General features: G+C 46.8%; 12 protein-coding genes. 4 read left to right on the forward strand and 8 right to left on the reverse strand.

The annotated features are described in order from the left end of the window. Positions 1-35 precede the first annotated feature (35 nt). Positions 36-908 (forward strand): glycoside hydrolase family 25 protein, encoded by an 873-nt coding sequence (locus DXD78_RS02225; protein ID WP_005836022.1) that lies wholly within the window; start codon positions 36-38, stop codon positions 906-908. Positions 909-962: 54 nt separating this feature from the next. Here the strand turns inward: DXD78_RS02225 and prmA are convergent, their stop codons facing one another. Continuing rightward, positions 963-1,805, reverse strand: coding sequence for a 50S ribosomal protein L11 methyltransferase (gene prmA / locus DXD78_RS02230; protein WP_005836023.1), 843 nt, complete (start codon positions 1,803-1,805; stop codon positions 963-965). Positions 1,806-2,086: 281 nt separating this feature from the next. Between prmA and DXD78_RS02240 the strand changes: the two genes are divergently transcribed. Both DXD78_RS02240 and DXD78_RS02245 read left to right on the forward strand, forming a co-directional pair. Continuing rightward, on the forward strand, positions 2,087-3,469 hold the full coding sequence (locus DXD78_RS02240; RefSeq protein ID WP_009036819.1) for a hypothetical protein: 1,383 nt from the start codon (positions 2,087-2,089) through the stop codon (positions 3,467-3,469). A 36-nt stretch (positions 3,470-3,505) separates the two neighbouring features. Then, on the forward strand, positions 3,506-5,164 hold the full coding sequence (locus DXD78_RS02245) for an OmpP1/FadL family transporter (protein WP_009036820.1): 1,659 nt from the start codon (positions 3,506-3,508) through the stop codon (positions 5,162-5,164). Positions 5,165-5,275: 111 nt separating this feature from the next. On the opposite strand, the gene DXD78_RS02250 is transcribed toward DXD78_RS02245, so the two are convergent. The 6 genes from DXD78_RS02250 to DXD78_RS02275 form a co-directional block, all read right to left on the reverse strand. Then, positions 5,276-6,181 carry an outer membrane beta-barrel protein gene (locus DXD78_RS02250; protein WP_005826629.1) on the reverse strand — a complete coding sequence of 302 codons (906 nt, stop codon included), beginning with the start codon at positions 6,179-6,181 and terminating at the stop codon, positions 5,276-5,278. A gap of 20 nt (positions 6,182-6,201) precedes the next feature. After that, entirely contained in the window at positions 6,202-6,672 is a 471-nt protein-coding gene (locus tag DXD78_RS02255) for a DUF4252 domain-containing protein (protein ID WP_005826627.1), read from the reverse strand. Between the two features lie 12 nt (positions 6,673-6,684). Then, positions 6,685-7,143, reverse strand: a complete 459-nt coding sequence (locus DXD78_RS02260; protein ID WP_009036822.1) for a hypothetical protein — start codon at positions 7,141-7,143, stop codon at positions 6,685-6,687. Continuing rightward, positions 7,140-7,664: an RNA polymerase sigma factor gene (locus DXD78_RS02265; protein WP_005836025.1), complete on the reverse strand. Its 525-nt coding sequence runs from the start codon at positions 7,662-7,664 to the stop codon at positions 7,140-7,142. Before DXD78_RS02265 ends, DXD78_RS02260 begins: the two co-directional genes overlap by 4 nt. 124 nt (positions 7,665-7,788) lie before the next feature. Then, a complete protein-coding gene (locus tag DXD78_RS02270) occupies positions 7,789-8,346 on the reverse strand; it encodes an NADH peroxidase (protein ID WP_005836026.1) in 558 nt (185 codons plus the stop codon). 26 nt (positions 8,347-8,372) lie between these two features. Further along, positions 8,373-8,807, reverse strand: a complete 435-nt coding sequence (locus DXD78_RS02275) for a Fur family transcriptional regulator (protein WP_008663677.1) — start codon at positions 8,805-8,807, stop codon at positions 8,373-8,375. Positions 8,808-9,103: 296 nt separating this feature from the next. On the opposite strand from DXD78_RS02275, the gene DXD78_RS02280 reads away from it, so the two are divergent. After that, entirely contained in the window at positions 9,104-11,029 is a 1,926-nt protein-coding gene (locus DXD78_RS02280) for an NAD(+) synthase (protein ID WP_005826617.1), read from the forward strand. Positions 11,030-11,270: 241 nt separating this feature from the next. On the opposite strand, the gene DXD78_RS02285 is transcribed toward DXD78_RS02280, so the two are convergent. Beyond that, positions 11,271-12,101 (reverse strand): transporter substrate-binding domain-containing protein, encoded by an 831-nt coding sequence (locus tag DXD78_RS02285; RefSeq protein ID WP_005826612.1) that lies wholly within the window; start codon positions 12,099-12,101, stop codon positions 11,271-11,273. Positions 12,102-12,111: the final 10 nt, after the last annotated feature.

Genomic DNA, 12,111 nt, shown 5'->3' on the forward strand with positions numbered 1-12,111 from the left:
GGGCGGTTCATTCCGCCCTTTCTTTTCCTTTGCTCATGGCAACCAAGACCTCCACAAATATCCGGCGTAAAACTACTGCCGCCCGTCGTTCTTCCTCTCCGCGGAGCAAGAAGAAAATGCAGCCACGTACCATGCCCGTATGGTTGCGCAATCTTTTGGCGGTCTGTATCATTCTTGTTTTTTCTACCGGCTTTTACTGGTTTTTCATTCGTCCTTATGCTTATCGCTGGAAGCCTTGTTATGGTCAGAAAGGTTACGGTGTATGTATGCCTTGCAACTATGAGGTGCATGGCATAGACATATCCCACTATCAGGGAAAGATAGATTGGGAACTCCTGACACATAATAGAGAAGCCCAATTTCCCATTCACTTTATTTTTCTGAAAGCTACCGAAGGCGGCGATCATGGTGACGATACGTTTACGCAGAACTTCGGCCAGGCGCGTAAATACGGTTTTATCCGTGGTGCCTATCATTATTTTATCCCTAAGACCGATGCCCGCAAGCAAGCCGATTTCTTTATCCGTACCGTGCAGCTGGCAAAGGGAGACCTGCCTCCCGTACTTGATGTGGAGACTACCGGCAAGCAGTCACCGCAGGAACTTAAAACGGCAGTCAAGACTTGGCTGGATAGGGTAGAGGCGCATTACGGCGTAAAGCCTATTCTTTATACTTCCTATAAATTCAAGAAACGCTATCTCAGCGATTCCATTTTCAATGCTTATCCTTATTGGATAGCCCATTATTATGTAGATTCCGTGCGTTATGAGGGCAAGTGGCACTTTTGGCAGCACACGGATGTAGGCACTGTGCCCGGTATTGAAGAAGAGGTGGATTTGAACGTCTTTAATGGTACAATGGAGGAACTTTTGGAGCTTACGTTGAAAACTCCTTGTATAGAACGCTAAAGGTCAACTTTAGCTTCCTGATATTGACCTTTAGCTTTTTAGTATTGACCTTTATTATTTTTGGAATTTCACTGCTGCCCACCGGTTCTTCTCACGATGGTGGACAAAGTGCAGCCCGTTGCGTTCGGCTTCTTCGCGGATGACGGGAATGTCATCTATGTAGAAACCGCTCATCAACAATTCCGCTCCGGGATTCATGCGGGCTATGTAGTGCTTCATATCTGCCAGGAGGATATTGCGGTTGATGTTGGCGATAACCATATCAAAAGGACCTTTGCTTTCCAGAGAGGAGGCATCGCCTTGGGATACGGCAATATTGTCCACTCCATTCAATTCTATATTTTCGAGGGAGTTGCGCACACACCATTCATCTATGTCGATAGCTGTACAAGGGGAGGCTCCACGCATGCGTGCCAGTATGGCAAGGATGGAAGTCCCACAACCCATATCGAGCAATGCTTTGCCTTGCAGGTCACTATCCAGCAGTTCGCCTATGATGAGGCTTGTTGTCTCGTGGTGCCCTGTGCCGAATGCCATTTGCGGATTGATGACGATGTCATATTCTGCTTGTGGGACATCGTTGTGAAAAGTGCTGTGAATGACACAACGGTCTCCGATAACGATGGGCTGGAAGAAGTTCTTCTCCCATTCCTCGTTCCAGTCTTTGTCTTCGGCTTCTACGAAATTATATTCTATCTGTGTATCGGGCAGAGGGAAGTCTGCAAGTGCTTCTTTGAGTAGAGATTCGTTATACAGCTCTTTCTGTATATAGGCAGTGATACCGTCGGTCTGCTCAACAAAACTTTCAAAGCCAGCTTCACCCAAGACTCCGGAAAGTACATCGTTGACTATTTCTGTGCACGGAACAGTGCGGAATGTAAATTCTAAATATTTCATCGGAATATGATTGTTTGTTAAATGCAGAAGAAGATTTTAAAGAACAAATCTATTTCTGCGTATCTTTGTTTTCACACTGCAAAGGTAATGTAAACCGAGGGCAGAATAAAATGAACTTGTTCATTTTTTATGCGGAAGTGCCGCTTGCCTCGTCAAAAGGCGGGGTATTTAGGGAATTCCCTATAAATCTTTGGGGAAAATCTGCTGCATGGGATAAAATCCGGCGTTATCTTTGTGACGTGAAGAAATAGATAAACGTAAAATCCATAAACCAAACTAATATGAAAAAGATTGTTTTTTTATCGCTTTTTGCCTTGTGCCTCCCATGGACACTGGTGGCACAAAGTATAGATGACGACCTTTACTACACTCCTTCCAAGAATAAGGAAGAGAAAAAAGAAGAGGTGAAGCAGGAGAAGAAAGTCGCTGCTCCCGTAGAAGAGATTGTAGTAAAGTCGAATGTACCGACCACTGTCTATTCATCGCCGGGAAGCACTACTGTTGTAGTAAAAGACCGTAAGGGAAACACCCGCGATGTGGACGAATATAACCGCCGTTATGACTCCCGCGACAATGATTTCGTGATGGAGAACGATACCCTTTACATCAATGAAAAAGAAGATGACGGCCTGGACGGCGAATGGGTGAACGGTGAATTTGAAGGTTCGCAGGATGATTACGAGTATGCTACCCGTATCATCCGTTTCCGTAATCCCCGTTATGCCATCAGCATCAGCAGCCCGCTATATTGGGATGTGGTCTATGGCTTGAATTCCTGGGATTGGAACGTGTATACCGACGGATTATATGCATATGCTTTCCCTACATTCACCAACCGCTTGTGGTGGGATTGGCGCTATAACTCTTATGGTTGGGGCGGCTATCCTTACTATGGCTGGGGATGGAACAGCTGGTACGGTCCGAGCTGGAGCTTTGGCTGGGGCGGCTGGTACGGCGGTGGCTGGTGGGGACATCATCATCACCATCACTATCATCCCGGATATTATCCCGGTGGCGGTGGTCATTGGGGAGGCGGCCATTGGGGAAATGCATATACCAATAGACGTTCTTATGGTCCGAGCCGTTCTTCTTATGCCGGAAACAGAGTATCGTCCTCTACTTCCCGCCGTTCTTCTACTGTAAATGGAGGGCAGACTGTACGTCGTAGCAGTACTACTTCCGGTCAAGTGAGACGTAGCAGTACCGGTACGTCAACCCGTCGGGTGGTAGGCACAAGAAGTTCGTCTACAGTTCGTTCAAGTTCTTCTGCAACTCGCTCAAGTGTAAACCGTTCGAGTGCGGCTTCTACCCGCCGTTCCACTTACACCCGTCCAAGCAGTACGCGTAGTAGCTCATATAATAGTAGCGTAGAAGGAGTTCGTAGCAGTCGTTCTTCCGGTGTACGCTCTTCTGTTGGAACTTCCACTCGTAGCAGGACTTCATCGACTTATAACAGAGGTTCAAGCGCCGCACCGGCACGCAGCTACTCCAATGACAACAATCGTAGCAGCAATCGTTCATATTCTGCTCCAGTACGTTCATCCAGTAGCACCCGTTCTTCTTCCAGCTTCTCTTCAGGCAGTAGCTCACGTTCCAGTTACTCCAGTGGTGGTGGCGGTGGTGCCAGTCGTTCCAGTGGCGGCGGTGGTTCCAGAAGACGGTAAGTATAAGTATGTTTTAATCTAACAAGACTAAGAATTATGAAGAAGATAACCATGATAGCCCTTGCTATGTTTACAGCTGTAGGCGCAGGGGCACAGACAATATATGATGCAACGAATATTGCACAGAAGGAATTGAATGGAACCGCCCGTTTTGTCGGAATGGGCGGAGCTATGGGAGCATTGGGTGGTGATATTTCTACCATAGGAACCAATCCTGCCGGTATCGGTATTTATCGTAGCAATGATGCTATGCTTACCTTTGGCTATTCAATGACGGGCACAGAAAGCAATTATGTAGGTAATAAATTTGAAACGAACAAGAACCGCTGGAGTTTTGATAATGCCGGTTTTGTGATAGCTTCGAAGATAGGCAATCATACTCCTTTGCGGTATGTGAATTTTGGTTTTAATTACCACAAATCAAAGTCATTCTATAAGAATATGACGATGCAGGGGGTGATGGGAAGCATAGATAATCAATATGTATCTCAAGTGCGGAGTATGGCGCAGCAGGCTACGGATGCAGCTTATGCGTTCTATCATCGTCCTCAATATGATTACCCGGATCAAGGAGCTTATTTGGACTATGGTCGCAAGGATATTTATCAACATAATTATGCTGGATGGCTGGGGACTATGGGGTATCAAGGTGCACTTGTTCTTGAGGATATAGAAAGTGAGGACTATAATACTTATCTTCCTTATATTCCTTCCGAAGCGGATGCTTATTTCTTGTCGCGTGAGCGTGGCGGTATTGACCAATATGATTTCAATATCTCCTTCAATATAAATGACCGTTTTTACTTTGGTGTTACTCTGGGTGCTTACGATGTGGATTACAACAAATATTCTCTCTATAATGAAATGTATGCCTACAAATGGGAGGGCGACGGGCAGATTTATGAGGAAGGCTACTCTTTGGAGAGCTTTAACCGTATACACGGTTCGGGTTTCGACTTCAAATTCGGTGCCATCTTCCGGCCGATTGAGGATTCTCCGCTTCGTATAGGTTTGGCTGTGCATACTCCTACTTATTACAAACTGACTTATACTACGGGAGCGTTGCTGACTTCGGATTTGTTTTTACCGAATGAGGCTGGGGATGAAACTCTTACTCGTACCACTGTGGATACTTATTCTGCATTAGGCGGTAGAGATATGGACCGTGATTTTAAGCTGCAAACCCCGTGGGTATTTAATGCAAGTTTGGGCTATACAGTCGGTAATAATCTGGCTTTGGGAGCTGAATATGAATATGAGGACTACTCAAGCATGAAGTTCAAATATCCTGAAGGTGACGAGATGGCATGGGAAACGGGTGAGGCTGACCTCTGTATGAAGGGGGTAAGTACGCTTCGTTTAGGAGCAGAATACAAGCCGATACCTGCTTTCTCTCTGCGTGCCGGTTACAATTACAGTACTGCAGCCTATAAAAAGGATGCTATTAAGGCATTGCCTTCCAATTCTATAAATACAGATACGGATTTTGCCAATAGCAAATCGATGAATACTTTCACTTTAGGTATCGGTTATCGCTTTTCTTCGTTTTATGCGGATTTGGCTTATAAATTCGATACTTATAAATCTGATTTCTATCCGTTTTATAATGATATAAACGGCTTGGTAACACCGCCAACAACGGAAGTTACCAACACTCGCAGTAAAGTGCTATTTACATTGGGCATGCGTTTTTAGAAGAACAATTTTCATTGCAGATAACCTTTCATTGTCAATACCTTAGGGTATAAAAGAACTCCCCGGAATGTACAAATACATTTCGGGGAGTCTTGTGTTATAGGGGAGGGATTACAGATACCATGCCACGCCAAATGAATAGGGAGATACTTCCGGTCCCTTGTCTTTCTGGAATAATCCGTATGTGGAGTAGCGCAGGTAAATGCCGATATTACCATAACCGGCTTGTGCCAGCAGGTTTATGCCGACGGGCTGCACATACATACCTTTGCCTACGGTTTTCTTCTTGCCTCCGTTGATGTGTGAGAATGACTTCACGCTGTGACGTATCTCAAATTCGGGACCGGCATTGAAGAACACTTTGTTTCTTCCCACTCTTTGCTGCCATTCCATCAATACGGGTACACGGAAGAAGAAATGGCGCAGACGGCTTTTATTGTAACTGGTGTCTTCGTTGCCTGCGGTGAAGATGCTGGTTCCGTTTTCCTTCAGCAAGGCATAGTTACCGTCGATATTGAAAGAACGGTATCCCCAGCTGACTCCCAGGTTGATTCCCCAATGCGGGTTCTTCTTGAAGTTGTGATATACGGAGAGGATGTTGAAGCCGAATTCCCATGACTTGGATAAGTCGAGTCCCATCTTGTCGCTTGCTCCGAAGGAAAGGAAGTCGTTAGCCAGCCGGCTGTAGCCAATATACAGACCGGAACAGTGCGGTTCGTAAGCATTGTATCTTCTCTTTTTGGGGATGAATGGCAGGGCGTCGAGGAAAGTGCGCTTGTCTGCATCCACTTTCTCGAGATAGACTCCTTCATAAATTTGTACTTCTTTCTTTTCTCCGTCTTCCAACTGCTCTTCGTACACCTTGATGCGCATGTCTCCTTTTCCTTTCCGGATGATGATGGAGTCGCCTTGTGTCTGTACTGTAGCTTTCTGTTCAGGGTCAGTCTGTTGTTGTGCTGCCATGCGGCCGGCCGGCACAGCAAGCAGGCAGGCCAAAATCATAATTCTGGTTTTCATATCGTATATTGTTTTTAGTGTTATTCCGATTTGTAAAGCATATCCATCATTTCCTTTTCACTGAGCAGACCCTCTATGTAAATCAAAGTGCCCATGGAGTCTTTTCCTATCTTGAAAATGATGTAGCGGTTCAGCTTCTTTCCATTGCGTTCCACCTCTTTCAGTTGGTAATAAGCGCTGCGCAGCACACCGCTTTCCATTACCTCCTGCGCCTTCTTTGCGTTATCTTGCTTGTCGTGTACAATGGCCTGCTGAATTTCCCGGCGATAGGGGGATACATTCTTGAACACAAGGCTCTTGTAGGTAGTCATGCGGTAAGATTTCAGGATACTGCCGTTCAGTTCTACCCTGGTCACGTCCTTTTGCTCGCCATACTTGCTGAATAGGTCGGCTATTTGCAGTCTCTCTTGTGCATGTACAAAGGCTGGCAGGCAAATCAGCAGGGAAAAGAGGCACAGACTACGTATGCAAATCAGTATAGATGTTTTCATAACCTTGTTATATTAGTGTTGAAACAGTAAGTTGCTTAAATCTTCATCCGTGAAGCTGGCGTTCTGCAGGGCTTCTAGTGCTTTGGCTTCCACCAGTTTCTCGTCTGTATACCGCTGGCCGTCGATGACGACATAATTTTCGGGAACACCGGAAAGCGGAAATATAATCTTAGCTACCCCGAGAAGCAGGAGCAATCCGGCGGCAATGCCGCTGACAGCATAGAATGTGCGATAGAGGCGGGAAGGCTTTCGCTGTGTGGGTACTTCCTTTGCCGATTCTGTTGTTACGGATTTTTCCTCTGTCGGTTCTGCCATTGAAGTTGCTTCCCGGTTCAGATAAGCGAATAGCGGGCGGTACGTTTGCAGGTGCTCCGGCACTTCCTCTTCGGTAAAGAAACGGCGCAGTTCACGCTCTTCTTCGCAGGAAGTTTCCCCTTCGAAATATTTATCCAGCAGTTCATCTATCTTCATGGCTCATTTCTCCTTTCTTTTCTTTCTTGTATGGTTCGCAGGTAAACGTCTCTCACTTTCTTCCGGGCTCTTGACAGATTGCTGCGGATGGCTTCCGGTCCGCATCCCGTGATTTCGGCGATTTCGTCCGTTTCGTATCCTTCGATGTCCTTCATCCGCATGATGGTGCGTTGAAGATTGGGCAGCGAGTCGATGATTTCGTGCATCAGACGGATTTCATCTTTGATTTCCAACAGCCGTTCCGGTGTTCCGGTGGGGGATGCCGCCTGCACTATGTCGAGAGATAGGGTGTCGTTGCGTTTGCAGCGCCACATATCTATACAGATGTTGTGCGTCAACGTCATGGCAAATGCTTCGATGCTCCGGTATTGCTCCAGTTCAAGCCTTTTGTTCCATAGCTTGAGCAGTACCTCCTGGACGGCATCTTCTGCATCCTCCGGTTCGTCGGTCAACTTCCGTGCATAGTTCAACAGCTTGGCACGGAGTGGAAGAACGGTTATTTTGAATTCTTTGAGTTCCATTTACACAGATAAGACGAATGGGAAATACAAACGTGACATTGTAAAGTGAAAAAAGTTGGAATAAAAAAAGGGACTTACTAACATTAGCAGTCCCTTTTCTTCACATTACTATAAAAGTATAGGATTATTTCTTGAAATAGCGGTTGTACAGACCTTCGAAACCTTTACCGTGACGGGCTTCGTCCTTAGCCATTTCGTGAACGGTATCATGGATAGCGTCGAGGTTCAATGCTTTGGCACGGGTAGCGATACGCTTCTTGTCTTCGCATGCACCTGATTCTGCGTTCATTCTCTTTTCGAGGTTTGTCTTGGTGTCCCATACGCAGTCACCCAGCAGTTCAGCGAATTTAGCAGCGTGTTCTGCTTCTTCCCAAGCGTAACGCTTGAAAGCTTCTGCAACTTCAGGATAGCCTTCACGGTCTGCCTGGCGGCTCATTGCCAAGTACATACCAACTTCTGTACATTCGCCCATGAAGTGGTTGTTCAGGTCTTTAATCATTTCGTCGTCGCAACCTTTGGCTACGCCGATTACGTGTTCGTCGGCAAATACCAGCGGGCCGTCAGCTGTTGCTTCTTCAACTTCTACGAACTTGCTTGCGGGAGCTTTACACAATGGGCACTTTTCGGGAGCTGCATCTCCTTCGTATACGTAACCGCATACAGTACATCTAAATTTTTTCATTTTCTCTCAGATTTTAATTAGTTGAATTAGTTATTCTTTGTTGTTCTTAAACGTTCTTCTTCTATGCAATGTTTACAGATTCCTTTATAATAGTAGTGGATTTCCTGCACATCGTGCCCGTCCATATCCATGTCGACCACCTTCTTGACGTTGTTATTGCACATCAAGTCATAAATCTTTCCGCAACGCTTGCACAAGAAATGGCCGTGCGGGCTGGTATCGGCATCATAACATGTGTTACGCTCGTCGATAGTCAGGGTTTGTGCGGCACCTTGCTCGCTCAGTAGTTTCAAGGTATTGTATACCGTTGTTTTAGACAGTGTCGGTATGGAGGGAGACAGTGCCGTATAGATTTCATCCACCGTGGGATGCGTACGATGCTCTATCAAGTAATTCATGATGGCTATGCGCTGTACTGAAGGCTTGATATTATGATTCTGCAATCGTTTTACTACATCCATATAATCTAAAGTTTCAAACTTGTAATTATTACATTTTTAATTCACTTGCAAAGATAGGAAGTTCCTATAATTCTCCAAAAGATTTTTGGAAAATTTTTAGTTGCGGTCATTAAAATTGTTTATATATGTTCCTCTTCTTGTAGGCAGGTTGCCGTATTTTTGCCATAAAAGCGAAGGCAGGATGCACCCGGCTTCAGTCGGTTTCTCGTGCCGATATAGAGAAAACGTTTTTCTCTTATCTCTCTTAATCAGAATTTTGCCGTATCTTTGCACCGAATAAATAATATAGCATCCTTATGAATTACGGATATGTAAAAGTAGCGGCGGCTGTGCCCCGTGTCAAGGTGGCTGACTGTAAGTTCAATGCCTCAGAGATTGAAAAAGAGATTATTATAGCCGACGGGAAAGGTGTGCAAATCATTGCTTTCCCCGAGTTGTGCATTACCGGATATACCTGTGGCGACCTCTTTGCCCAACAACTTCTGCTCGAAGAGGCAGAAATGGGATTGATACAGATTCTGAACAATACGCGCCAGATGGATATTATCTCGATATTGGGCATGCCCGTCGCACTGAACGGCGTGTTGCTGAATGCGGCGGTTGTCATTCAGAAGGGGAGAGTGCTGGGCGTTGTCCCGAAGACTTATCTTCCCAATTATAAGGAGTTTTATGAGAAGCGCTGGTTTACTTCCGCATGTGATGTGGCAGAAAACAGTGTGCGCCTTTGCGGGCAGATTATTCCGATGGGGAGAGACCTGCTGTTCGAAACGGCGGATACCACTTTCGGAGTGGAGATATGCGAGGACTTGTGGGCACCCATACCGCCCAGCTCCACGCTGGCGCTGCAAGGTGCGGAAATCTTGTTCAATCTTTCGGCCGACAATGAAGGTATCGGCAAGCACAATTATCTGCGCTCGCTCATCAGCCAGCAGTCGGCACGATGCATTGCCGGTTATGTATTCAGCTCATGCGGTTTCGGAGAATCCACTACGGATGTGGTGTTTGCCGGCAACGGACTGATTTATGAGAACGGGACTCTGCTGGCGGCAAACGAACGCTTCTCTTTCGAAGGGCAGGTGGTCATCAGTGAAATTGATGTGGAACACTTGCGTACGGAGCGCCGGGTGAATACGACCTTCGCGGCTTGCCATGCAAATTGTGTTTCGGCCCTTCCGGTACGAATCTCTACGGAGTATGTCAACAGCAGGGATTTGAACCTAACACGTACTTTTGAACCGCATCCATTTGTTCCGCAGGGGATAGCGTTGGACGAACGCTGTGAGGAGGTATTCTCCATCCAGGTGTCCGGACTGGCGCAACGTCTGGTGCATACTAAAGCGAAGAGTGCCGTTATCGGCATTTCGGGTGGACTGGATTCTACGCTGGCGCTGCTGGTTTGCGTAAAGACTTTCGATAAGTTGGGATGGTCCCGCCAGGGTATTGTCGGTGTCACCATGCCGGGATTCGGAACGACCGACCGTACTTACACGAATGCCATCGACCTGATGAACTCCCTCGGTGTGACTGTCCGCGAAGTCAGTATCAAGGAGGCCTGCATACAGCATTTCAAAGACATAGACCATGATGTCCATGTGCACGACGTGGTTTACGAGAATGCGCAGGCACGGGAGCGTACCCAAATCTTGATGGATATTGCCAACCAGACCTGGGGAATGGTTATCGGTACGGGCGACCTTTCGGAACTTGCTTTAGGATGGGCCACTTACAACGGCGATCACATGTCGATGTACGGTGTGAATGCCAGCGTCCCCAAGACTCTGGTGAAGCACTTGGTGAAATGGGTGGCAGAGCATGATATGGACGATGCTTCACGTGCTACCTTGCTCGATATTGTGGATACTCCCATCAGCCCGGAACTGATTCCGGCAGATGAGAACGGTAATATCCAGCAGATTACCGAGGATTTGGTGGGGCCGTATGAGCTTCACGACTTCTTCCTTTATTACTTCCTGCGCTGCGGTTTCCGTCCTTCCAAGATATTTTTCCTGGCAGCACGCACATTCAAGGGGATGTATGATGAAGAAACCATCAAAAAATGGTTGCAGACTTTCTGCCGTCGTTTCTTCAACCAGCAGTTCAAGCGTTCCTGTTTGCCGGATGGTCCGAAGGTGGGCAGTATCTCTCTGAGTCCGCGCGGTGATTGGAGAATGCCGAGCGATGCTTCGTCGGAGATGTGGCTAAGGGAGGTGGAAGGACTCTAATTCTTTACTTCGGGTATTCCGTAATATCGATATGGGTATTTGATGACTGCATCTTGTTTGCATTCTTGCTGCATGTATTTTGCAGTGCGACTGCAAACGTGTTGCAGTATCACTGCATAACTGTTGCAGTCGTACTGCATATCGGTGTGCAGTGCCACTGCATACATTTTGCAGTAATAAGCTGTTGATTAATAACTAGTTGTAAAAGTAGGGATATGCTGCGTGTATGGAAAAGTGCAGCTTAGTTTCGTTTCCCGTAGTATCGTTTGTAGATTTTTTTGTATTCCTTTCCCTTTTTGAAACTATCCAGCCATGTGTTGAGGCTGTCCAGCAGGATAGGGGACTGTTTGCTTACTCCCCAGGAATAGAATTGCGTGAAGCTGATGGCGGTATTGATGTCTATTTGAGGAATGCTGTCGGCTGCGGTACGGGCAATGCTTTCGTCGCATACGGCATAGTCGATGTCTCCATGGGCTACCAAGGCAATCAGTTGTTCGGAACCGTACTTCTCTATTTCCTCAACGTAGATGGTGTCGCCTATCTCATTTCCCAGGTTGCGGATGCGTAGTATGGAAGGGGAGCCTTTCACTACGTGCAGTGTCTTTCCAGCCAGGTCCAGTTGGCTTTTGATGAATAATGACGAGTCGGAAATATTCTCAAGCTTGCGTTGCACCAGCACTTGCTTGTTCAGCACAATAGGGGTGGTAAGCAGCAAGGAGTCTTTCAGCTCACTGGTGGCGAGGATGCCGTAGGCAATCACGTCATATTGCCCGTCGGCCAGGCCTTCCAGCCGCTTGTTGAAGCTCATTTCCGGTGATATGGCCGCTTGCAGCCCGTGGTCGCGTGCAAAAGCTTCTATCAGCTCGTAGTGGAAACCGGACAAGGTGTCATCATCCACATAGAAACTGATGGAGTTGTATTCCGTCGAAGCATGTATGATGCCTTCGGCAGCTATCTCGGCATAATCGCGCGGATGACCTTTCGGTTTCTCTTCTTTCTCGATGAGATAGTGGGCAATGAGAGCCGCTGCAATTCCCAGAAGTGCGTATTTGAGCAGTCTGCTTTTCGTCATACAGTCATCT

It is taken from the genome of Bacteroides sp. D20, from assembly GCF_003436255.1.
GTDB lineage: Bacteria > Bacteroidota > Bacteroidia > Bacteroidales > Bacteroidaceae > Bacteroides > Bacteroides uniformis.